The following is a 22,738-nucleotide window of genomic DNA, read 5'->3' as shown; positions in this document are numbered from 1 at the left end:
TAGGCGAGCCTCGCTCGAACGTGCGGGGATCAGATATGCTCGATCTGACGGACCCGGCTTCTGATCGCCGCACCGATCGGATCGATGAGGGCTGCCAGGCTGTCAGTTGCCATCGCCGCGGCTGCAACATTGAATGCGTCTTCCGCCTGGTCCCGCAGCTCGTGGAGAATTTCGCGCGTCAGATCCTGGTCATATCCGGCCCTTGCAGCGGTCTGGATGAAGTGCCGCGGCGAAATCTCGTCGAGCCGATACCGGCGTCGGTCCCCGATCGCCATCGCCAGTCGCATCTGGCGGCGATTGACCTGATGCGATGCAGCGCTCGGCTCAGCGGAAATGACATCGTAAAGCGGGGTCGCGTAAAACCCACCCGCTGATTGAAGGAACAGGCTGAAGTTCTTTGCATGGCCGTCGGTGGCGCCAATCAGCCAGAACGCGATCGTTGCCTTCATGAAGGCGCGTCGATCATCATGCGGACGGCCGCTGCCCTCGAAAAGCTTCAGGACATCACAAACCCCCGGCCCCCCATGGTCCTCATATTTGCGCGTGGGTGGGACAGATAGCGCCTGGCAGACGTCTTCCTGCGGTACGCGGTGGAGGCGCCCGTCACGCGCCCATGCCCGGTCGAAACGTTCAACGACAAGCGCAACTCGATCGTTGAAATGCTCGATCGCCGTGGATGCGGTCGGAAGGCCGAGATTAGCCAGAAACTTGAGACAAAGGTGCTCGTTTTCGACACTGTTCGAGAGATCGATGCCATTGGGCAACGTGCCGATCTGCGGCTTGAAAATATGGGTGGTTGGCGTCGTTCCCAATGGCTTGTTCCACCGTCCATTCCACCTGAGCAATGCGGTTTTTTCCTGCGCCCCTGCAATTGAGATACGAAAGGCGTCATCAGGCTCCAGGCCCAAGGGAGACCGTCCGAGATTTGCGATCATCGCTTCAATCGCGTCGTCGTCTACCGGCTCGGCTTCGATGTTGTTGAGCGGCCCGGGCTCCTGCCCCTCCGGCAGGAACTGAAGCGCCCCGACGCAATCACGACCAACCGCCTCAAGGAGGCTATAGGCGTCAGCGCCCGCCGCACCGACACGTTCTGCAATTCTTCGACGGATGCTGTCATTGTCAGGGAGCAGATTGTCGAAAACTGCCGTTACGCTTGATCCACTATAGGCAAGTGTGTCGAGCGGCATCGACAGGGAGACCGGGAGTGCATGGTCCCAGTCCAGCCAGGTTTCCGCATAAGAGAAACTGACCGCCCCGTTTGCAGCCCGCGCCAGCTTTCCAACGTGGCGCCCGTTGAGAAACACGCCGAGGTTCGAGGAGCGGCGCGCCATCAGAAGATATCCTCCAAGGGCGGAGCAGAAATGCTGCGCGCCCGCAACTCGAGTTCAAGCTCAAGGAAGGTCAGGACAGCAAAAAGGGTTTCGAGGGAACCTCCCTCCCCTTTTTCAAGATTGGAAATGGTCGCCTGTCGAAGGTTGGTTCGTGCGCCCAGCTGTTGCTGCGTGAGTCCGGCTGCACGTCGGGCCCGCCGGATGGCGTTGCCAAGGGTTTTCTGAGACCTTATCAGGGATCGCATATCAGCTCTCGATACGTTTTTGCGTATAATTCGTTGATATACGAAAAAGCGTATAGTGCAAGAAAATACGAAAAAACGTATAATTGCTCTACGTCGTCGGATCTCTGTACGCATTTCCGTAAGTCGGCGAATAGGAAAATGCGAACTTCAATCCCACCGACTGCCCACGGCCCTTGAGCTCTTGCGAATTGATCCGCGGTTTATTCACATTGCGCTGAACCGCGCCGGCTCGCAACCGATCGAGAAAATCGCTCCACCATTGATGCATGGCCACGCGCTCGGCCCAATAGGCTCCGCGATTGTAAATACCTCGAACCGCATCCGCATCGGCATGGGCCAGCGACCGTTCGATTGCGTCCGGGCTCCATTTCCGGCTTTCGTTGAGCAGCGTCGACGCAGTCGTACGCAACCCATGCGCTGTGACGGTTCCAACCGGATATCCCATGCGCCGGAATGCCGAATTGATCGTATTGTCCGACATCGGGCGCTTCCAGGTATGAACTGCGCTGAATAGATAGCCTTCAGGTCCGGTCAGATCGTAGAGTTCGCTGAGATAGCCGATCACCTGGCGTGAAAGCGGCACCAGATGCGGGCGACGCATTTTCATCCGCTCGGCTGGGATTTTCCACACAGCGTTCTCGAAATCGATTTCGGACCATTTCGCCTGACGGAGCTCCCCCGGGCGCGTCATCACATGTGGTGCGATCTGCATTGCCAGGCGCGTAACCGCATGTCCGGAATGGGCATCGATCGCACGGAGCAGCTTGCCAACTTCCTCGGGCTCGAGAATTGCGGCGTGGTGCTGGACCTTTGGCGAAATCAGTGCACCCCGGAGCACGACGGTTGGATCGATCTCCGCCCGCCCGGTCGCAGCTGCATAGCGAAACACCCGGCTTGAGAAGGAGCGACAGCGCCGGGCGGTCTCGTAGTTGCCCTTCTCCTCCAACCGCTTGAGCGCGGCGAGCATATCCAGCGCTTTGATCTCCGTGATCGGCTGTCCAGCGATCGGAGCCAACAACTCCAGCAGCCAGCGCGTCTTGCCGATGGTTGTGGGGGAGCGCCCTTCCCGCTCGATCTTGTTGATATACTCGCGAGCGATATCGCCGAAGCTGTTCGACGAATTATATGCGGCTAGCAGTTTCTCGCGCCGACGCTCCTGCACCGGGTCGACACCATCTCTCAGCTGTTCACGCGCCTCGTCCCTTCGACGCCGGGCTTCAGCCAGACTGACTTCAGGATATGCGCCGAGCGCGAGGCGCTTGTCCTTCCCGCCATAGCGATAGCGCATTCGCCAGAGCTTCGAGCCAGTTGGGCTGATTTCGAGGTAGAGCCCGCGCTCGTCCGAACACTTATAGGTTCTCCTGCGTGGCAGAAGGTTGCGAATTCCGCGGTCACTGAGCGACATTTCATATTCCCGAGCAACAATCCGTCGATCGAGCATGCGAGTCACAAAATTCCGGGACTCAAAATGAACGGCCAGATTCAACCCTGGGTCGAATCCCGAAAGGCCAAATTATGGCCCCATCCATGGCCCCACTTTGCGCGGGATTGTATGACATCTGCTCGGATCGAATGGGATCAGAACACGCAAAATATGGCAGATTTCTGCGGTTTTTTCAACTTTGCGGGATGTCGTGAAATGAAGCTCTGGTGCCCCTGGCCGGACTCGAACCAGCATGCCTTTCGGCGGTCGATTTTGAGTCGACTGCGTCTACCATTTCGCCACAGGGGCAGCGAGCAGGCTGGCTAGACGAAGGTCCGCGCGGCGGCAAGCCTTTAACCGCCCATTGCCTCCGACGCGTTTGACACCGCCCCCCGCCCTGCCTATATCGCGGCCCTGCCCCGACCGGTCGGGACATGGCACGCCGTCGCGCAGCGCGCCGTACGAATGGACCGGACGGGTATCATAGACGCTTGAGAGGCTGAGTTTTTCCCCGTTTCAACGCAGGGAATCGCTCGGCCCTTTTGGCGTCTGTCTGCGTGCCTGTCCCGGCGGTTACCGGGGCGAAATTCAGGCTGAGAAGGCGAAAACAGCACATGGCAACCAAAGCGATCGAAAGCGGCACCGCAAAGCGCCGCATCCGCAAGGTGTTCGGCGACATCCACGAAGTGGTGCAGATGCCGAACCTGATCGAGGTTCAGCGCGAATCCTACGAACAGTTCCTGCGGAGCGATCCGTCGATCGGTTATGTTTCGGGCCTTGAGAAGACGCTGCGCAGCGTGTTCCCGATCCGCGACTTCGCCGGCACCGCCGAACTCGACTTCGTGACCTATGAGCTCGAAGCGCCCAAGTTCGACGTCGAGGAATGCCGTCAGCGTGGCATCACCTATGCCGCCCCGATGCGCGTTACCCTTCGCCTAATCGTGTTCGAGGTCGATCCCGATACCGATGCCCGCTCCGTCCTCGATATCAAGGAGCAGGACGTCTACATGGGCGACATGCCCCTGATGACGGGCAACGGCACCTTCTTCATCAACGGCACCGAACGCGTCATCGTGTCGCAGATGCACCGCTCGCCGGGCGTGCTGTTCGACCATGACCGCGGCAAGACGCACGCATCGGGCAAGTATCTCTTCGCCGCGCGCGTGATCCCGTATCGCGGTTCATGGCTGGACTTCGAGTTCGACGCCAAGGACATCGTCAACGTCCGTATCGACCGCAAGCGCAAGCTGCCGGTCACGACGCTGCTGTACGCGCTGGGCCTGAACAGCGAAGAGATCCTCAACCACTTCTACAACACCGTCACCTATGTGCGCGGCCCCAATGGCTGGCAGATCCCGTTCGCGCCCGAGAACTGGCGCGGCGCGAAGCCGATGTTCGACATCGTCGACGCCAAGTCGGGCGAAGTGATCTTCCCCGCCGGGCAGAAGATCAGCCCGCGCGCGGCGAACAAGGCCGGCAAGGACGGGCTTGAGACGCTGTTGATCCCGACCGAGGAAATCTTCGGCCGTTACAGCGCGTTCGACCTGATCAACGAGGCGACGGGCGAAATCTACATCGAGGCGGGCGACGAAGTGTCGGCCGAAAATCTCGAGAAGTTGGACAAGGCCGGGATCGATCGTGTCGAACTGCTCGACATCGATCACATCTCGACCGGCCCCTGGATCCGCAACACGCTCAAGGCCGACAAGGCCGAAGAGCGCGAGCAGGCGCTGTCCGACATCTATCGCGTGATGCGCCCCGGCGAACCGCCGACGCTGGAGACCGCAGAATCGCTGTTCGGCGGGCTGTTCTTCGATCCGGAGCGCTACGACCTGTCGGCCGTCGGCCGCGTCAAGCTGAACATGCGCCTCGACCTCGATGCCGAGGACACGGTGACGACGCTGCGCACCGAGGACATTCTGGCGGTCGTCAAGACGCTGGTCGACCTCAAGGACGGCAAGGGCGAAGTCGACGATATCGACAACCTGGGCAACCGCCGCGTGCGTTCGGTGGGCGAGCTGCTGGAGAACCAGTATCGCGTCGGCCTGCTGCGCATGGAGCGCGCGGTCAAGGAGCGCATGTCGAGCGTCGACGTGTCGACCGTCATGCCGAACGACCTCATCAACGCAAAGCCTGCGGTCGCCGCGGTGCGCGAATTCTTCGGCTCGTCGCAGCTGTCGCAGTTCATGGACCAGACCAACCCGCTGTCGGAAGTCACCCACAAGCGTCGCGTGTCGGCGCTTGGGCCGGGCGGTCTCACCCGTGAGCGCGCAGGCTTCGAAGTCCGCGACGTTCACCCGACGCACTATGGCCGTATCTGCCCGATCGAAACGCCGGAAGGCCCGAACATCGGTCTGATCAACAGCCTCGCGACCTTCAGCCGTGTGAACAAATACGGCTTCATCGAAACGCCGTACCGCAAGGTGATCGACGGCAAGGTGACCGACGAGGTCGTCTATCTGTCCGCGATGGAAGAGGCCAAGCACACCATCGCACAGGCTTCGGCCGAAACCGATGCCGAGGGCCGGTTCGTCGAGGATCTGGTCTCCGCACGTCAGGCAGGCGAATTCCTGATGGCGTTCCCGGACACGGTGACGCTGATGGACGTGTCGCCGAAGCAGCTGGTTTCGGTCGCCGCGTCGCTGATCCCGTTCCTGGAAAATGACGACGCCAACCGCGCGCTCATGGGTTCGAACATGCAGCGTCAGGCCGTTCCGCTGGTGAAGGCGGAAGCGCCCTTCGTCGGCACCGGCATGGAAGAGACCGTCGCGCGCGATTCGGGCGCGGCGATCGCGGCCAAACGCGCCGGCATCGTCGACCAGGTCGATGCGTCGCGCATCGTCGTCCGCGCCACCGGCGAGGTTTCGGCGGAGGAAAGCGGCGTCGACATCTACACGCTGATGAAGTTCGAGCGTTCGAACCAGTCGACCTGCATCAACCAGCGTCCGCTGGTGAAGGTGGGCGATCTGGTCAATGCCGGCGACATCATCGCCGACGGCCCGTCGACCGAGTTCGGCGAGCTGGCGCTGGGCCGCAACGTGCTCGTCGCGTTCATGCCCTGGAACGGCTACAACTACGAGGACTCGATCCTGATCAACGAGCGGATCGTGAAGGACGACGTGTTCACGTCGATCCATATCGACGAGTTCGAGGTAATGGCCCGCGACACCAAGCTGGGGCCGGAGGACATCACCCGCGACATCCCGAACGTCGGCGAGGAAGCGCTGCGCAACCTCGACGAGGCGGGCATCGTCTATATCGGCGCCGAGGTGGAGCCGGGCGACATTCTGGTCGGCAAGATCACGCCGAAGGGCGAGAGCCCGATGACGCCGGAAGAAAAGCTGCTCCGCGCGATCTTCGGTGAAAAGGCCAGCGACGTGCGCGACACTTCGCTCCGCCTGCCGCCGGGCGTTGCCGGCACGATCGTCGACGTCCGCGTCTTCAATCGCCACGGCATCGACAAGGACGAGCGCGCGATGGCGATCGAGCGCGAGGAGATCGAGCGCCTGAAGAAGGACAGCGACGACGAACGCAACATCCTCAACCGCGCGACTTGGTCGCGTCTGCGCGAGATGCTGCTGGGTCAGGTCGCGACCGCCGTTCCGAAGGGCCTGAAGAAGGGTGCCGAGATCGATCAGGACCTGCTCGACAGCGTCGACCGCCATGAGTGGTGGAAGTTCGCCGTTGCCGACGACAAGGTCCAGGGCGATCTGGAGACGGTCAAGGCGCAGTATGACGAGGCCGTCAAGCGCATCAAGGACAAGTTCGAGGACCGCCGCGAGAAGCTGGAGCGGGGCGACGAGCTGCCGCCGGGCGTGCTGAAGATGGTCAAGGTGTTCGTCGCGGTGAAGCGCAAGCTGCAGCCGGGCGACAAGATGGCCGGCCGTCACGGCAACAAGGGCATCATCAGCCGCATCCTGCCGCAGGAGGACATGCCGTTCCTTGAGGACGGGACTCCGGTCGACTTCGTGCTCAACCCGCTGGGCGTGCCGTCGCGCATGAACGTCGGTCAGATCTTCGAGACGCATCTTGGCTGGGCCGCGCGCGGCCTGGGCAAGAAGATCGGCGAGGCGCTGGACGCGTGGCGTGAGGCCAATCCGAACCCGCAAGCGGGCGAAGCACCCGAAGCGGTCAAGGAACTGCTGCTCGAAATCTATGGCGATAACTACGCCGAACAGATCAAGAGCCGCGACACCAACGCGCTGGTCGAGCTGGCGCAGAATGTCCGCGCCGGCGTTCCGATGGGCACCCCGGTGTTCGACGGCGCGGTCGAGGCGGACGTGACCGACATGCTGCGTCTGGCGGGTCTGGACGAGAGCGGTCAGGTCGACCTGTTCGACGGGCGCACCGGCGACATGTTCGACCGCAAGGTGACCGTTGGGTACAAGTACGTGCTCAAGCTGCACCACCTGGTCGACGACAAGATCCACGCGCGTTCGATCGGCCCGTACAGCCTCGTCACCCAGCAGCCGCTGGGCGGCAAGGCGCAGTTCGGCGGCCAGCGCTTCGGCGAAATGGAGGTCTGGGCGCTGCAGGCATATGGCGCGGCGTACACGCTCCAGGAAATGCTGACGGTGAAGTCCGACGACGTGGTCGGCCGCACCAAGGTCTACGAGGCGATCGTCAAGGGTGACGACACGTTCGAGGCCGGCATCCCCGAGAGCTTCAACGTGCTCGTCAAGGAAATGCGCTCGCTGGGCCTCAACGTCGAACTCAAGACCAATCTGGAATTGGGCCTCGACGAGAACGGTGCCGCGATCGCGGCGGAATAAGGGGAAGGGGCGCTGCCACAGTGTAGCGCCCTCCCCGTCCCGCCCAGAGATTTACCCTCCTGAGGGAAAACGACATGAATGAACTGACCAACTTCGCGAACCCGGTGGCCAAGCCGGAGACCTTCGACCAGATCCAGATCGGCATCGCGTCCCCGGATCGCATCCGTTCGTGGTCGTTCGGCGAGATCAAGAAGCCCGAGACGATCAACTATCGCACGTTCAAGCCCGAGCGTGACGGCCTGTTCTGCGCGCGCATCTTCGGTCCGATCAAGGACTACGAATGCCTGTGCGGCAAGTACAAGCGCATGAAATACAAGGGCATCGTCTGCGAGAAGTGCGGCGTCGAGGTTACCGTCTCGAAGGTCCGCCGTGAGCGCATGGGCCATATCGAACTGGCCGCCCCGGTCGCGCACATCTGGTTCCTGAAGTCGCTGCCCTCGCGCATCGGCCTGCTGCTCGACATGCAGCTCAAGCAGCTTGAGCGCGTGCTGTATTTCGAATCCTATATCGTCACCGAGCCTGGCCTGACGCCGCTGGAGAAGTTCCAGCTGCTAACCGAGGACGAGCTGCTCGACGCGCAGGACGAATATGGCGAGGACGCTTTCTCCGCCGGCATCGGCGCGGAAGCGGTCAAGATCATGCTCATGGACCTCGATCTCGAGGGCGAGAAGCGCACGCTGCTCGAAGAGCTGGCGGTCACCAAGTCCGAGCTGAAGCCCAAGAAGATCATCAAGCGGCTCAAAGTCGTCGAGAGCTTCCTGGAATCGGGCAACCGTCCCGAGTGGATGATCCTCGACGTCGTTCCGGTCATCCCGCCCGAGCTGCGCCCGCTGGTGCCGCTGGACGGCGGTCGCTTCGCGACGTCGGATCTCAACGACCTGTATCGCCGCGTGATCAACCGCAACAACCGCCTCAAGCGCCTGATGGAGCTGCGCGCGCCGGACATCATCGTCCGCAACGAAAAGCGTATGCTGCAGGAAGCCGTCGACGCCCTGTTCGACAATGGTCGTCGCGGTCGCACGATCACGGGTGCCAACAAGCGTCCGCTCAAGTCGCTGTCCGACATGCTCAAGGGCAAGCAGGGCCGCTTCCGCCAGAACCTGCTCGGCAAGCGCGTCGACTATTCGGGCCGTTCGGTCATCGTGACCGGTCCGGAACTGAAGCTGCACCAGTGCGGCCTGCCCAAGAAGATGGCGCTCGAGCTGTTCAAGCCGTTCATCTACGCGCGCCTCGACGCCAAGGGTCTGTCGATGACCCTGAAGCAGGCGAAGAAGTGGGTCGAGAAGGAGCGCAAGGAAGTCTGGGACATCCTGGACGAGGTGATCCGCGAGCACCCGGTTCTGCTGAACCGCGCGCCGACGCTCCACCGTCTGGGCATCCAGGCGTTCGAGCCGGTGCTGATCGAGGGGAAGGCGATCCAGCTTCACCCGCTGGTCTGCTCGGCGTTCAACGCCGACTTCGACGGCGACCAGATGGCCGTGCACGTCCCGCTGAGCCTTGAGGCGCAGCTGGAAGCGCGCGTCCTGATGATGTCGACCAACAACATCCTGTCGCCCGCCAACGGCAAGCCGATCATCGTGCCGTCGCAGGACATGGTGCTCGGTCTTTACTATCTCTCGATGGAGAAGCAGAACGAGCCGGGCGAAGGCATGGTGCTGGGCGACATGGCCGAGGTGCATCAGGCGCTGTTCGCGGGTGCGGTCACGCTGCACACCAAGATCACCAGCCGCGTCCCTCAGACGCTGGAAGACGGCAGCACCGTGATGAAGCGGTTCGAGACCACTCCCGGCCGCATGCTGCTCGGCGAGTGCCTCCCCAAGTCGCACAAGGTGCCGTTCGACGTCGTCAACCGTCTGCTGACCAAGAAGGACGTCGGCGACGTGATCGACGAGGTCTATCGCCACACCGGCCAGAAGGAGACCGTGCTGTTCGCCGACGCGATCATGGCACTGGGCTTCCGCCACGCGTTCAAGGCAGGCATCTCGTTCGGCAAGGACGACATGATCATCCCGGCGAGCAAGGAAGCAACGGTCGACGAGACCCGCGCGCTCGTGAAGGACTTCGAGCAGCAGTATCAGGACGGCCTGATCACGCAGCAGGAGAAGTACAACAAGGTGATCGACGCCTGGAGCCGTTGCGGCGACGTGGTGGCGGCCGCGATGATGGACGAGATCAAGTCGGTGAAGGTCGACGAGGCTACGGGCCGCGAGAAGCCCGCCAACGCGATCTACATGATGGCGCACTCCGGTGCGCGTGGTTCGGCGGCGCAGATCAAGCAGCTGGCCGGCATGCGCGGCCTGATGGCCAAACCGTCGGGCGAGATCATCGAAACGCCGATCATCTCGAACTTCAAGGAAGGTCTGACCGTTCTTGAATACTTCAACTCGACCCACGGCGCCCGCAAGGGTCTGGCCGACACCGCGCTCAAGACGGCGAACTCGGGCTACCTGACCCGTCGTCTGGTCGACGTGTCGCAGGACTGCGTCGTCATGGAGCAGGATTGCGGCACCGAGCGCGCGCTGGAGATGAAGGCGATCGTGCAGGGCGGCAGCGTGATCGCGTCGCTGGGCGAGCGTATTCTGGGTCGTACGACCGCAGAAGACGTGGTCGATTCGAAGAGCGGCAAGGTGGCGATCCCGGTCGGCACCTTGCTCGACGAGCCGATGATCGCGCAGATCGAGGCGTTGGGTATTCAGGGGATGAAGATCCGTTCGCCGCTGGTCTGCGAAGCCAAGATCGGCGTGTGCGCGAAATGCTATGGCCGTGACCTTGCCCGCGGTACGCCGGTGAACATCGGCGAAGCGGTCGGCGTCATCGCGGCGCAGTCGATCGGTGAGCCGGGCACGCAGCTGACCATGCGTACCTTCCACATCGGCGGTGCGGCGCAGCTCAACGAGCAGTCGAACCTCGAAGCGCCGGTCGATGGCCGCGCCGAGTTCCGCGACCTGCGCCTGATCACCGACCAGCGCGGCCGTCGCGTCGTGCTGGCGCGTTCGGGCGAGATCGCGATCCTCGACGAGGATGGTCGCGAGCTGGCGGTCCACCGCATTCCGTACGGCGCCTATGTCATGTTCGACGATGGCCACATCGTCAGCAAGGGCGAGCGCATGGCGGAATGGGATCCGTTCACCATGCCGGTGATCACGGAAACCGGCGGCGTCGTGAAGTATCAGGACCTGATCGACGGCAAGACTCTGACCGAGCAGGTCGACGAAGCGACCGGCATCGCACAGCGCGTGGTGATCGAAAACCGCGGCGCGTCGGCGAAGAAGGAGGATCTGCGTCCCCGCCTCACCCTCACCGGGGAAGGCGATGGCGAGGCCGCCCGCTACATGCTGGCGCCGGGTGCGGTGCTGTCGGTCGAGGATGGTGCGACGGTGCAGGGCGGCGACGTTCTGGCCCGCGTCAGCCGTGAATCGGCCAAGACCCGCGACATCACCGGCGGTCTGCCGCGCGTCGCCGAGCTGTTCGAAGCGCGCAAGCCCAAGGAAAATGCGATCATCGCCAAGGTCTCGGGCCGCGTGGTGTTCGGCAAGGACTATAAGGCGAAGCGCAAGATCGGCATCCAGCCCGAGGATGGCGGCGAGGTCGTCGAGTATCTGGTGCCCAAGTCGAAGGTGATCGACGTCCAGGAAGGCGACTACGTCAAGCGTGGCGACAACCTGATCGGCGGTTCGCCCGACCCGCACGACATTCTGGAGGTACTCGGCATCGAGCCACTGGCGGAATATCTCGTCGCGGAAATCCAGGAAGTCTATCGACTCCAAGGCGTGAAGATCAACGACAAGCACATCGAGGTGATCGTTCGCCAGATGCTGCAAAAGGTCGAGATCACCGACGCCGGCGACACCACCCTGCTCCCCGGCGAGCAGGTGGATCGCGACGAGATGGACGACACCAACGCGAAGCTCGAGCCCGGCCAGGCCCCTGCACAGGGCAAGCCGATCCTGCTCGGCATCACCAAGGCGTCGCTGCAGACCCGCAGCTTCATCTCGGCGGCGTCGTTCCAGGAGACCACCCGCGTCCTCACCGAGGCGGCGGTCCAGGGCAAGCAGGACACGCTGATCGGCCTGAAGGAGAACGTCATCGTCGGCCGTCTCATCCCCGCCGGTACCGGCGCGGGCATGAACCGGATGCGGATTGCGGCCAGCAGCCGCGACGCCGCGCTCCGCGCCCAGCAGCGCAAGCTGCAGGAAGTGCTGATCGCACCCAACTCGGCAGCCGAAGAGCGCGCCGCCGAGCTGGCGCAGGATCCGATCGACGCGATGGCCACCAGCGATGCGCTGGAAAAGGTCGAAGTGTCGGGTGACGGCAGCGACGCAGCGGCGGGCGAGTATCTGAACGAGAGCGAGTGATCGCTCCGTTCAGCGCCCCGCGCTGACACGAAAAGGCCGCCGCCCGGGATGCCGGGCGGCGGCTTTTTTGTCGTTGAAATACAGGCGAGAAGCCCGGTACGCACATCAGGGCTCGGCACAAAAAGAAGCAGGAGGGGCATTGAGCCTCCCCTGCTACCCAATCGATCTCCGCCCGCTCAGAAAGCGAGCTGAGCTTCGGTCAGAACGACGTGGTCACCGCCAGATAGCCGAAGCGCATGTCGCCGGTCGCCGGGGCGTTGGGCGCGGTGGTGAGGAAATCGCCCTTGGCGAGCCAGGCGGCGCCGGCCTCGACCCGCACCCGCTTCGGCACGGCCCAGTAGCGCACGCGCCCTTCGACCTGCGCACCCGCGTCGCGGCCAGTGGCGCCGCTGGCGTCGCGGACATTGGTCGCGCCGAAGCTGTCGGTCGCCGAGGCAAGCCACAGCTTGCGGGCCTTGATCGAGAAGTCCCACGCCTTGTACGGCTTGCCCTCGATCGCAATGCCGGGGCTGACGATGTTCGAGCGGCTGAGCGGGCCGTACAGGCCGTTGGGGCCGAAATCGCCCCGGCGCGAACCGAACAGCGGGTCGAAGCGGTGATAGGCAGCCTCGGGCGTGTCGCCGCTGGCATAATCGAGCAGCAGTGCGACGCGCGGAGTCCAGCCCTTGGGGAAGGTATAGCCGAGTTCGGCATGGACCATCCCGGCGCGCACGCGGCGATCGGTCACATCGCTGCCCGACGTCGATGCGCGAGTGGTGCCGTGCTGGACCGCGCCGTCCACGTCGAAATCGAACTTGCCCTTGGCCGGGACGCGGTTGAGGCGGCCGCCAAAGGTGAACAGATTGCGGTCGCGGGTGGCGCGGCCGACGCTGTCCTTTTCATCGAGCCAGATGCCGAACACTTCGGCATTGGCCCCAGCCACGAGCTTGGCGCGGGTAAAGGACACGCCGCCTAGGCGCAGGCCGGGGCTGGTGCGGTCCAGCTCGAACTTATTGTCGCGCAGATCCGCCGCCGCGGTCGGAAGGCGCTCGAACGGCTGGGTCAGATACACATGGACGCGGTCACCCCGCGCGCTGCTCCAGTCGAAGTTCACGCCGAGAAAGGTGACCGGCGAGTTGGACGCATCCGATCGCTCGATCAACCGGCCCGAGCCGGATTCGAAGGTGAAGCGGCCGAGGCGCAGCAGCCCTTTCCCCTTCTGCCCCGCGATCTGGCCCAGTTCGATGCCCAGATAGGCCTGGATCGGTTCCAGCGAATTGATATCGGCGCTGCTGGTGGTCGAGCGGACATCCTGGCCATAGCCGCGCGCGTCGTCGATCTCACCGACGACATGGACGCCGCCAAAGTCGTAACGGGCAAGGATCAGCGTGCGGAACGACAACATCGCGTCGCTCTCCGCCGCATTCGGGCGGACCTGACCCTCCAGCGCCTCGCCGCGCACGCGCACGCTGCCCTCGATCGAAAAGCCGCCGGCATCCTCCTTGTCGGGACCGGCATGCGCCACTCCAGCGCTTCCGATCAGCAGGGCGAAGGCAGCTCCGCCGAGCATGCTGGTGAATCCGGTGTTCATGGCAGTGCCCCTAAAATGTAACATCGCGTTACTTATAGAGGGGCAAACCTCCCCCCGGCCCCAGACTGCGGGCGATGCGCACAAGACAGTGCCGCGACCCCCGATTTGGGTATCATAAATACACCAATGATATTCAGCATCTTACCGCCGATACCCCGCCAATTTCACGGATCGTTACGCGGTCGGCATTAAGTAGATTTGCCTATACGCCGCCCCCGAGCCACCCCCCGCGTCTTTAATATCCGCGATGGCGCCGTAGCGTCACTTCGGATCACAATCGGAATAGGGGGCGGATATGACGCTGCTCAATAATCTCAAGATCGCGACCAAGGTCGCCTCGCTACTGCTGTTTCTCGGCGCGATTACGCTGGGCATCGCAGTCTATGGATCGAACACGGTGCAGGGCGTCAATGACGGCTATGGCGCGCTGGTCGAACACAAGCTGCCCGCGACGACCGACATTTCGCGCGCCAATCGCCGCGCGATCGAACAGGCATATACCGCCGCCCGCGCGCTGGCCTTCGACCCCGCGAGCGAGGTCGCTCGCGAACTGCCCGAGACGCTCGTCAAGGGCTATGAGCGCGGCGGCAAGAATTTCGAGGACGCGGTCGCGGCGGACCCGGCGCTGAAGGACGATGTGGCGAAGCTGAAGGCACGTTATGCCGAGCTGCACCGCCTGTCCGCCGAAGCCGTCAAGCAGGGTCTGGCCGGAAACCGCAATGCGGCGCAGCAGCTGGTGCTGAAGGCCAATGCGGAGCTGGACGGCCTGTCGGACGATATCTCGAAGCTGACCTACAAGCGGGTCGAAGAGGGCGATGCAGCGACCGCAGAGCTCCAAACGACCGTGTCCCGCGCAGTCACCTGGCTGCTGGTACTGTCGGTGATCGGTGTGATCGCCGGTGTCGGCATCGCGGTGTTCGTCGCGCGGCTCGGCATCACCCAGCCGCTCGCGCGTCTACAGGCCGCGATGGGCACGCTGGCACAAGGTAACAACCGCGTCGAAGTCGACGGAACCGACCGCAAGGACGAGGTCGGCGCGATGGCCAAGGCGGTGCTCGTGTTCCGCGAGACTGCTGTGGCGAATGAGGCGGCACAGGCCGAAAAGGCCCAAACGGATGCCGAGCAGAAGATGGTGTGTGACACGATCAGCACCCAGCTGGACGCGGTAGCAAAGGGTGACCTGACCGCGAACATCGCCCAGCCCTTCCCGCCGGCCTATGAACAGCTCAAGGCCAATTTCAACGAAGCACTGGCCAGCCTGCGCGCGCTGATCGGCACTGTCGTGGACAGTTCGCGTGCGATCCATACCGGGTCGAGCGAGATTGCCCACGCGTCCGACGACCTTGCACGCCGGACCGAAGGCAATGCCGCGAGCCTGGAGGAAACCTCCGCCGCAGTCAGCCAGATGAACGATCGCCTGCGCCAGACCGCCGAAGCCGCGACGCGCACCGTGGAGCGTGCCGATGGCGCGATCGCGGTGGTCGCATCGGGCCGCGCCGTCGCCGAGGAAGCGACCCAGGCGATGACCCGTGTCGCCGACAGCGCCAAGGGTATCGACGACGTCATCGAGGGCCTCGACAAGATCGCGTTCCAGACCCGCGTTCTCGCGATGAATGCGGCAGTCGAAGCCGGACGTGCCGGTGAAGCCGGTCGCGGCTTTGCAGTTGTCGCCGATCTCGTTTCCGCGCTCGCAATGCGTGCGGAGGAAGAGGCCGGACGTGCACGCGAGCAGCTCACCGTGACCCGCACCGACATCGATTCGGCGGTCGGCGCGGTACAGAAGGTCGATGGCGCGCTGGTCAACATCTCGGGCGATGTCAGCGAGGTTCACGCGCTGCTCGGCCAGATGGCAGCGGACAATCAGGCGCAGTCGGCGGCGATCACCCAGATCTCGACCGCGATCCTGGCGATGGACCATTCGACCCAGCAGAACGCGGCGATGGTCGAGGAAACATCGGCCGCTGCGCGCAACCTGTCGAACGAGGTGACCGCGCTGACCGAACAGTCGGCCCGGTTCCGGATCGGCGAGGACAGTCGGCCGCGCGCGTTCGCCGCCAACCCTGCACCGCAGGTCAAGACTGAAAGCCCCGCATCCAAGCCCAAGCCGAAGCCCGCAGCAAAGGCCGAAGCCAAGCCGGCCTATCGCTCCCCCGTCAAGGCGCTTCCGGTCGCGAACGGATCGGCCGCAGTCGCGAAAGCGGTGGGTGCCGATGAGTGGGACGCCTTCTGACGCCGCCCAGTTGAGACGTGATGTACAGGAGCCGCCGTCCGGAATTCCGGGCGGCGGCTTCATATCGGACCGCACACCGTTGCGTGGTTGCAACGGCATGCGAGAATCTAATGCGAGGCGTTTGCATTATCGACAGGACCTTGATAGCGGGCGCGGAAAGGGAGTTTCCGCATGTCCGTCGCCAAGATTTCCGTCCTGCCCCTCGTCGCGCTCGCGCTGTTGGCTCCGGTCGCCGCCCATGCCGCGACCGATCCCGCGCCTGTGCCTGCGCCCGCGCCGGATGAGACGGATCAGGTCATCATCACCGCAGCACGCACCGACCTGCCCGCCAGCGCGCTGCCGCTGACCGTCGATGTGATCGAGAAGGAAGAGCTGGACCAGCAAGTCGCGATTGCCGGATCGGTGGTCGATGCGGTCGCCAACCTCGCCCATTCCTTTTCCCCGACCCGTCAGAAGCTGTCGGGCGCGGGCGAGACGCTGCGCGGCCGCTCACCGCTCTATGCGATCAACGGGATCCCGCAATCGACCCCGGTCCGTGACGGGTCGCGCGACGGCTACACGATCGACCCGTTCTTCCTCGACCGGGTCGAACTGATCTATGGCTCCAACGCACTTCAGGGCATTGGCGCGACCGGCGGCGTGGTCAATCAGGTGGTTGCCAAGGCACCGACGAACGACGGCTTTTCGGGCCGTGCGCTGCTTCAGGGCAGCGCCGGCAACGGGTTCGACGGCAATGGCCTGGGCGGCAAGGCAGCGGCGCTGGTCGCGTGGCGCGGCGGGGCGTTCGACGCCACGGTCGGCGGGGCCTATGAAAAGCGCGGCGTCTTTTACGACGGCGCGGGCCGGATCATCGGCGTCGATGGCGCACAGGGCGACACGATGGCGAGCAAGAGCTGGTCGGCGTTCGCGCGGCTCGGCTGGCAGTTGAACGATACCGCACGGCTGGAGCTGTTCGCCAACCGCTTCGAGCTCAAGGGCGATCACGATTATGTTCAGGTCGCGGGCAGCCGCGCGACCAACACCCCATCGACCAGCGTACGCGGCAACCCGGATGGCGAGCCGGTGTCGAACCGGGTGGAGACGGTCAATCTGACGCTGACCGACAGCGATCTGGCCGGCGGCAAGCTGGTCCTTCAGGCATTCTTCAACCGCACCAACGACGTGTTCGGCGGGTCGATCACCTCGACCTTTCAGGACGCGCGGATCGCACCACTCAACACCCTGTTCGACCAGTCGGTCAACCAGTCACGCAAGCTGGGCGCGCGGTTCAGCTACGAGCGGAAATTCGCCGATGCCCTGACCGCGACGATCGGCTTTGACAGCCTGTGGGACGAAACCGTCCAGTCGCTGTTGTGGACCGACCGCAACTGGGTGCCCCCGACCACTTTCCGCAGCCTTGCGCCGTTTGCGCAGCTCAACCTTGGCCTGTTCGACGACAGGCTGCGCCTCGCTGGCGGCGTCCGCTACGAGGATGTGAAACTCAAGGTCGACGATTTCACGACCCTCGCCTCCTATGGCTCGCGCGCGGTGAGCGGCGGCAACCCCAGCTTCCGTGACGCGCTGGTCAATGGCGGCGTGATCGTCGAGCCGACGCCGGGCATCCGCGCTTATGCCAGCTATGCCGAAGGCTACACGATCGCCGATGTCGGCCGCATCCTGCGCGCGATCAACGTGCCCAATGTCGACATCGACAACTTCCTCGACATCAGCCCGGTGGTTTCGAACAACCGCGAGATCGGGGTCGAGGTGAAGCGCGGCCCGCTCGACGCCAGCGCGACCTATTTCTGGTCGTCCTCCAAGCTCGGCGGGCTGCTCGTGCTCAACCCGGCGGGCGTCTATGACGTCCAGCGCCAGCGGATCGAGATCCAGGGGCTGGAGATCAATCTCGGCGTCCGCCTGCCCGTCGATGGCCTGCGCGCCAGCATCGGCTATGCCCATCTGGCGGGACGCACGGACAGCAATGGCGACGGCGCGGTGGATATCGACCTCGACGGTGCCAACATCTCGCCCGACCGGCTCAACATCGCGCTCGATTATGCGCGCGGCCCGCTGACCGCGCGGGTGCAGACCGGCTTCTATCTGTCGCGGACCTTCCAGCTGTCGACCAACCCGGCGGCGTACAATCGCGCGACCGCGTTCGAGGGGTATAACCTCACCGACGCGGTGGTACGCTACGATGTCGGCATTGGCGGGGTAACGCTGGCAGTGTCGAACCTGTTCGACGCCACCTACATCACCTATAACAGCGACACGATTTCGGTGGCGGACAATCTCCGCTTCTTCTCGGGTCGCGGGCGGGTGTTCACGCTCGGCTTCGATGTGAAGTTCTGAGCGGAGGCGCGGCGGGGATGAAGTGGGTCGATCTGCTCCATCGCTGGACGGGCGGGATCGTCGGGCTGGTGCTCGGCGTTCTCGGCCTGTCGGGCGCGATCCTCGTCTTCAAACATCAATGGCTGGGCTGGCTGCCCGGCGCGGGCGACGCGCAGCGGCAGGATGTCGCCGCGCTCGGCGCGCAGATGAACGCCGCCCTCGCAGCACCGGGTGAGACGCCGCGATCGCTGCTGTTCGCCTATTCGGATTTTGGCCTAACCCGCCGTTCCTACTCGGGCGAAGCCGGTGCCTATGCCGATCAGGCCGGGCGCGTGGTGGCACAATGGGACAGCAAATGGGACCGGTTCGAGCTGTGGCTGTTCGACCTGCACCATCATCTGTTCCTTGACGATCTCGGCGCGACGGTGGCCGGCATCGCCGGGCTAATCGGCCTCGCCTTCGTCGTCACCGGCGTCATCCTGTGGTGGCGACTGCGCAAGACCTTCAAACTCCGCCTCTTCCCCAAACGGATGAGCCGCCCGGCGATCGTTACCCATCACCGCGACATCGGCGTGGTGTTCGCGCCCCTGCTGTTCCTGTCGATGGCGACGGGGATGCTGATGGTGCTCAAGCCCGTCAGCACTGCGGTGTTCACCCCGGGCCAGAGCGTCGGCGCGCTGCAAAAGCCGTTCGCGCCGCCTCAGGTGAAGGGCGGCCCGCTCGCCCGCGACCTCGACTGGTCAGCGATGTTCACGGAGGCGCGCGCCCGCTATCCCGGATCGGAGATCCGCCTCGTCGCGCTGCCGCGCAAGCCCGGCGACCTGATCCAGATGCGCCTGCGCCAGCCCGCCGAATGGCTGCCCAATGGCCGCACCTTGGTTTGGTTCCAGCCCGAGAATGGCGCGATCGTCGATACCCGCGACGCGCACGCGATGCCCACCGGCATCCGCGCCTACAACAGCGTCTATCCGCTCCACGCCGCCAAGGTCGGGGGGTGGCTGTGGAAGCTGGTGGTCGCGTCGACAGGGCTGGTGCTGGCGATGCTGGGCAGTTTCGCGGTGTGGACCTTCTGGTTCAAGCGGCCCAAGGCACGCGCACGGGCGGCGCGACCGCTCGCCGCCGCCTAGCTTCGGGGGGCCTGTCGCCGATAGCTGAGCGCCTCGGCGATATGGATACGCCCGACCGTCTCCGCGCCCGCCAGGTCGGCGATGGTGCGCGCGACGCGCAGGACGCGGGTATAGCCGCGCGCGCTCATCCGCATCGCCTCGGCGGCCTGGGCCAGCAGCTTGCGGCCTGCCTCATCCGGGGTGGCCGCCACGTCGAGGACCGGGCCGTCGGCTTCCGCATTGGTGCGCGGACCGTCGCTGCCATAGCGGGCACGCTGCACGGCGCGCGCCGCCGCGACGCGCGCTGCGACCTCCGCCGACCCTTCCGATGGCGGGGGCAGGACAAGGTCAGCGGCAGTGACCGGCTGGACCTCGACATGCAGGTCGATGCGGTCGAGCACAGTTCTACCATGTTCAAAATCGCTAAAACCTTCACATTTCATCCGATTTTTGAACGTGGAATATTGTTGCGCGGTGTATCGACCTACATGCACGTCAAAATTGCCCTTCCCTATCAATAGCTAAGGCGCGTGCGACAATCGAACGGCGAATGACCGCTTTTGGCACGGGTCGGGAACGTCTGATTTTGGGTGGAAAGCTGACGTTCAAGAACATAGGCTTGGTGCGAGCAGTCGCAGGAGGTGCAAGCATGAGGCGCGATCGGCGGTTACTGAGCGCTATGCTGCTCTTTTTGGTCTCTTTGATAGCTTGGGCCGTTCAAGCATGGATTGTCCAAGCCTACATATTCTCGGCGGTAATGGGCGGTTGGGATCAATTTGCCGATTTCTTTGGGGTCGAGGCCCCAGCATCCGGACCAGTCGTGTTTTGCCTCGACTATTGTGCGCCAGAGCTTCCGTTCATGGCTGGCTGGATTGCGATAGCTGCATTCGTGGGCGGCTGGATTACGATGGCATACGCTTGGTGGAAACCGAACCCGTGAAAGCTTAGCCCACCGAATGTCAGCAGCGGGGTCGTTAGCAGACTGACTGCATTTCTGACTTGAAAACTGGTTCGATGCGGTCGAGCAGCGGCCCCGACACCTTGGCCTGATAGTCGGAGGCACAGCGCGGGGCGCGTGCACAAGCGAGCGCCGGGTCGCCCAGATGGCCGCAACGGCACGGATTCATCGCCGCGACCAGTTGAACGCGCGCCGGAAAGGTCACATGCGCATTGGCACGCGCGACGCTGACCGTCCCCGCCTCGAGCGGCTGGCGCAGCGGATCGAGCACCGCGCGCTGGAACTCGGGCAGTTCGTCGAGGAACAGCACGCCGAGATGCGCGAGACTGACTTCGCCCGGCTTGACCTTCAGCCCGCCGCCGGTGAGCGCGGCCATCGACGCCGAATGATGCGGCGCGCGGAAGGGGCGCGTGCGCGTCAGCCGCCCGCCCTCCAGCGTCCCCGCAACACTCGCCACCATCGACACCTCCAGCGCCTCGGCGGCGTCGAGCGGGGGAGGATGCCGGGAAGGCAGCTTGCCATCAGCGACTTGCCCGCGCCCGGCGGGCCGACCATCAGCAGATTGTGCCCGCCCGCCGCCGCGATCTCGAGCGCGCGCTTGGCGGTCTCCTGCCCCTTCACCTGTCTGAGGTCGGGACCGAAGCCCGGCGGGTCCGCCTCACCCGGCTCGGGCGATCCGAGCAGTTGCTGGCCCTTGAGGTGATTGAGCAGCCCGACCAGATCGGGCGCGGCGAGCACCGCGCCTGTCCCCGCCCACGCCGCCTCCGCCCCCTGTGCCGCGGGGCAGATCAGCCCCTTCCCCTTCCCCGCCGCGTGCAGCGCCGCGAGCAGCACCCCGGGCGAGGAGGCGATGCGCCCGTCGAGCGCCAGCTCACCGACCACGACATAATCGGCCAGCGCCTCGGCATCGGTCACCCCCATCGCCGCCAGCAGCGCCAGCGCGATCGGCAGGTCGAAATGCGACCCTTCCTTGGGCAAATCGGCGGGCGAGAGGTTGAGGACGATATGCTTGGGCGGCATGGCGAGGCCGATCGCCGCCATCGCCGCGCGCACCCGCTCGCGGCTCTCGGCCACCGCCTTGTCGGGCAGGCCGACGATCATGAATTTGGGGAGGCCGGGGACGAGGTTGCACTGCACCTCGACTGCGCGCGCCTCCAGCCCGAGATATGCGACCGTCGAGACACTCGCGACCATCAACGCCCCCCTTTTGTTCGCACACTCTTAGCGGCTTTTCCTGCGAGGGAAACGGTTCATCGCGCCTGCGTCTTGCATCGGCAACACACGGCCCCATCTCGGACCCATGCGAAGCCCGCATCCCTTTATGCGAATCGCCCTGCTGGTGAGCGGCTGGACCCTGTTTCTGGTCGTCGCGCCGCTCGCCTCGCCCCTGCCCGGCCCCGGCGGGACGGTCATCGCGACGTTCGGCCTCATCCTGATTCTGCGCAATTCACGCTGGGCGCGGCATCGATTCGTGCGATTGAAAGCGCGCTGGCCGCGGGCCGGGGCGTTCATCGACCGGATATTGGTGCGCGGTAGCGCCAAGCGCCGCCGTACACGGGCAAAAAGGCTTGCCGCGAATTGACTTCGGCCTCCGCTTTGGCTAACGGGCCCGTTCACACGGTCGCCCCTGCGGCGGCCATTTCAGTTTCTAGAATTCAGGGAATGAGCGATGAAGCGGACCTTTCAGCCGAGCAACCTGGTGCGAGCGCGCCGGCACGGCTTCCGCGCGCGCATGGCGACCCCCGGCGGCCGCAATGTGATTCGCGCCCGCCGCGCCCGCGGCCGCAACAAGCTGAGCGCGTAAGCCTGACGCCAGCATCGCTGGTGTCGAACCAGCCCGTTTCCTCGGCCGAGGAAGCGGGCTGTTTGCGTTCACCGCCCGCCTCGAAAGCGGGGCTAGCGCGGATGACTCAGCGCAAGGACTATCTCGCCGCCAATGCCGGCAAGCGCGCGCCGATGCCCGGCTTCGTGCTGATCGTGCGCCCGCGCGGCGACGCAGATGCGACGATGCGAATCGGCATCACCGTGTCGAAGAAGGTCGGCAACGCCGTCACCCGCAACCGCATGAAGCGACGCTTTCGCGCGCTGGTGCGTGAGGTGCTGCCGGTCGACGGCGTCGCCGGGGCGGATCATGTCCTGATCGGCCGCGCGAGCGGGATCGAGCGCGACTATGCGGCGCTCAAGTCCGAACTGGCCAAAGCGCTGGCGAAGGTGAAGCGGTGATTGCCCGCCTGTTCATCCTCATCGCGCGCGGGTGGCAGATCGGGCCGTCGCGCATCCTGCCTCCCAGCTGTCGTTTCGCGCCAAGCTGTTCGGCCTATGCAATCGAGGCGCTCTCCCGCTATGGGGCGCTCAAGGGCGGATGGCTCGCGCTGCGGCGCATCCTTCGCTGCCATCCATGGGGTGGGCACGGCTATGACCCAGTGCCCTGATATCCT

Annotated in this window: 14 protein-coding genes, 1 tRNA gene and 2 pseudogenes; 10 read left to right on the top strand and 7 right to left on the bottom strand. The window is 64.4% G+C overall.

The features are described from left to right. Positions 1 to 29 precede the first annotated feature (29 nt). The 4 genes from LRS08_RS14590 to LRS08_RS14580 all read right to left on the bottom strand — a co-directional run bounded on the left by LRS08_RS14590 (position 30) and on the right by LRS08_RS14580 (position 3,308). On the bottom strand, positions 30 to 1,331 hold the full coding sequence (locus LRS08_RS14590; RefSeq protein WP_257842996.1) for a type II toxin-antitoxin system HipA family toxin: 1,302 nt from the start codon (positions 1,329 to 1,331) through the stop codon (positions 30 to 32). After that, positions 1,331 to 1,576 carry a helix-turn-helix domain-containing protein gene (locus tag LRS08_RS20340; protein WP_409456256.1) on the bottom strand — a complete coding sequence of 82 codons (246 nt, stop codon included), beginning with the start codon at positions 1,574 to 1,576 and terminating at the stop codon, positions 1,331 to 1,333. The genes LRS08_RS14590 and LRS08_RS20340 overlap by 1 nt, the downstream gene beginning before the upstream one ends. An 88-nt stretch (positions 1,577 to 1,664) precedes the next feature. Further along, positions 1,665 to 2,981: a tyrosine-type recombinase/integrase gene (locus LRS08_RS14585; RefSeq protein WP_257845408.1), complete on the bottom strand. Its 1,317-nt coding sequence runs from the start codon at positions 2,979 to 2,981 to the stop codon at positions 1,665 to 1,667. A gap of 243 nt (positions 2,982 to 3,224) precedes the next feature. Then, positions 3,225 to 3,308, bottom strand: a tRNA-Leu gene (locus tag LRS08_RS14580). Between the two features lie 305 nt (positions 3,309 to 3,613). Between LRS08_RS14580 and rpoB the strand changes: the two genes are divergently transcribed. After that, positions 3,614 to 7,771, top strand: a complete 4,158-nt coding sequence (gene rpoB, locus LRS08_RS14575) for a DNA-directed RNA polymerase subunit beta (RefSeq protein WP_260480877.1) — start codon at positions 3,614 to 3,616, stop codon at positions 7,769 to 7,771. Between the two features lie 74 nt (positions 7,772 to 7,845). Next, positions 7,846 to 12,126, top strand: a complete 4,281-nt coding sequence (gene rpoC, locus LRS08_RS14570; RefSeq protein WP_260480876.1) for a DNA-directed RNA polymerase subunit beta' — start codon at positions 7,846 to 7,848, stop codon at positions 12,124 to 12,126. A gap of 199 nt (positions 12,127 to 12,325) precedes the next feature. On the opposite strand, the gene LRS08_RS14565 is transcribed toward rpoC, so the two are convergent. Continuing rightward, on the bottom strand, positions 12,326 to 13,696 hold the full coding sequence (locus LRS08_RS14565) for an alginate export family protein (RefSeq protein WP_257842999.1): 1,371 nt from the start codon (positions 13,694 to 13,696) through the stop codon (positions 12,326 to 12,328). A 295-nt stretch (positions 13,697 to 13,991) separates the two neighbouring features. Between LRS08_RS14565 and LRS08_RS14560 the strand changes: the two genes are divergently transcribed. The 3 genes from LRS08_RS14560 (at position 13,992) to LRS08_RS14550 (ending at position 19,363) form a co-directional block, all read left to right on the top strand. Next, positions 13,992 to 15,926, top strand: coding sequence for a methyl-accepting chemotaxis protein (locus tag LRS08_RS14560; RefSeq protein WP_260480875.1), 1,935 nt, complete (start codon positions 13,992 to 13,994; stop codon positions 15,924 to 15,926). Positions 15,927 to 16,097: 171 nt separating this feature from the next. After that, entirely contained in the window at positions 16,098 to 18,257 is a 2,160-nt protein-coding gene (locus LRS08_RS14555; protein WP_257843001.1) for a TonB-dependent receptor, read from the top strand. Positions 18,258 to 18,274: 17 nt separating this feature from the next. Beyond that, positions 18,275 to 19,363 (top strand): PepSY domain-containing protein, encoded by a 1,089-nt coding sequence (locus LRS08_RS14550; RefSeq protein ID WP_257843002.1) that lies wholly within the window; start codon positions 18,275 to 18,277, stop codon positions 19,361 to 19,363. Here the strand turns inward: LRS08_RS14550 and LRS08_RS14545 are convergent. Beyond that, positions 19,360 to 19,743: pseudogene (locus tag LRS08_RS14545) on the bottom strand (ATP-binding protein); the annotation flags it as partial. The gene LRS08_RS14550 and the pseudogene LRS08_RS14545 sit on opposite strands and share 4 nt — an antisense overlap. A gap of 278 nt (positions 19,744 to 20,021) precedes the next feature. Here LRS08_RS14545 and LRS08_RS14540 point away from each other — a divergent pair. Then, complete coding sequence (locus tag LRS08_RS14540; protein WP_257843003.1) at positions 20,022 to 20,282, top strand: hypothetical protein; 261 nt, start codon at positions 20,022 to 20,024, stop codon at positions 20,280 to 20,282. Between the two features lie 70 nt (positions 20,283 to 20,352). On the opposite strand, the pseudogene LRS08_RS14535 reads toward LRS08_RS14540, so the two are convergent. Then, positions 20,353 to 21,494 (bottom strand): annotated as a pseudogene (locus LRS08_RS14535) (YifB family Mg chelatase-like AAA ATPase); the annotation flags it as partial. Between the two features lie 145 nt (positions 21,495 to 21,639). Here LRS08_RS14535 and LRS08_RS14530 point away from each other — a divergent pair. The 4 genes from LRS08_RS14530 to yidD all read left to right on the top strand — a co-directional run bounded on the left by LRS08_RS14530 (position 21,640) and on the right by yidD (position 22,732). Then, entirely contained in the window at positions 21,640 to 21,882 is a 243-nt protein-coding gene (locus tag LRS08_RS14530) for a hypothetical protein (protein WP_260480874.1), read from the top strand. 87 nt (positions 21,883 to 21,969) lie between these two features. Further along, positions 21,970 to 22,104 (top strand): 50S ribosomal protein L34, encoded by a 135-nt coding sequence (gene rpmH / locus LRS08_RS14525; protein WP_044332822.1) that lies wholly within the window; start codon positions 21,970 to 21,972, stop codon positions 22,102 to 22,104. Between the two features lie 101 nt (positions 22,105 to 22,205). Beyond that, entirely contained in the window at positions 22,206 to 22,523 is a 318-nt protein-coding gene (gene rnpA / locus LRS08_RS14520; RefSeq protein ID WP_257843008.1) for a ribonuclease P protein component, read from the top strand. Beyond that, positions 22,520 to 22,732 carry a membrane protein insertion efficiency factor YidD gene (yidD, locus tag LRS08_RS14515; RefSeq protein ID WP_260480873.1) on the top strand — a complete coding sequence of 71 codons (213 nt, stop codon included), beginning with the start codon at positions 22,520 to 22,522 and terminating at the stop codon, positions 22,730 to 22,732. The genes rnpA and yidD overlap by 4 nt, the downstream gene beginning before the upstream one ends. Positions 22,733 to 22,738: the final 6 nt, after the last annotated feature.

It is taken from the genome of Sphingomonas sp. J315 (assembly GCF_024666595.1).
Classification (GTDB): domain Bacteria; phylum Pseudomonadota; class Alphaproteobacteria; order Sphingomonadales; family Sphingomonadaceae; genus Sphingomonas.
This window is presented reverse-complemented; position numbering and strand designations above follow the sequence as displayed.

What these genes read in the sequence shown, in the direction of transcription:
- LRS08_RS14590 (WP_257842996.1), bottom strand. Translation starts at nt 1,331, where the DNA reads ATGGCGCGCCGCTCCTCGAACCTCGGCGTGTTTCTCAACGGGCGCCAC.
- LRS08_RS20340 (WP_409456256.1), bottom strand. Translation starts at nt 1,576, where the DNA reads ATGCGATCCCTGATAAGGTCTCAGAAAACCCTTGGCAACGCCATCCGG.
- LRS08_RS14585 (WP_257845408.1), bottom strand. Translation starts at nt 2,981, where the DNA reads ATGTCGCTCAGTGACCGCGGAATTCGCAACCTTCTGCCACGCAGGAGA.
- rpoB (WP_260480877.1), top strand. Translation starts at nt 3,614, where the DNA reads ATGGCAACCAAAGCGATCGAAAGCGGCACCGCAAAGCGCCGCATCCGC.
- rpoC (WP_260480876.1), top strand. Translation starts at nt 7,846, where the DNA reads ATGAATGAACTGACCAACTTCGCGAACCCGGTGGCCAAGCCGGAGACC.
- LRS08_RS14565 (WP_257842999.1), bottom strand. Translation starts at nt 13,696, where the DNA reads ATGAACACCGGATTCACCAGCATGCTCGGCGGAGCTGCCTTCGCCCTG.
- LRS08_RS14560 (WP_260480875.1), top strand. Translation starts at nt 13,992, where the DNA reads ATGACGCTGCTCAATAATCTCAAGATCGCGACCAAGGTCGCCTCGCTA.
- LRS08_RS14555 (WP_257843001.1), top strand. Translation starts at nt 16,098, where the DNA reads ATGTCCGTCGCCAAGATTTCCGTCCTGCCCCTCGTCGCGCTCGCGCTG.
- LRS08_RS14550 (WP_257843002.1), top strand. Translation starts at nt 18,275, where the DNA reads ATGAAGTGGGTCGATCTGCTCCATCGCTGGACGGGCGGGATCGTCGGG.
- LRS08_RS14540 (WP_257843003.1), top strand. Translation starts at nt 20,022, where the DNA reads ATGCTGCTCTTTTTGGTCTCTTTGATAGCTTGGGCCGTTCAAGCATGG.
- rpmH (WP_044332822.1), top strand. Translation starts at nt 21,970, where the DNA reads ATGAAGCGGACCTTTCAGCCGAGCAACCTGGTGCGAGCGCGCCGGCAC.
- rnpA (WP_257843008.1), top strand. Translation starts at nt 22,206, where the DNA reads ATGACTCAGCGCAAGGACTATCTCGCCGCCAATGCCGGCAAGCGCGCG.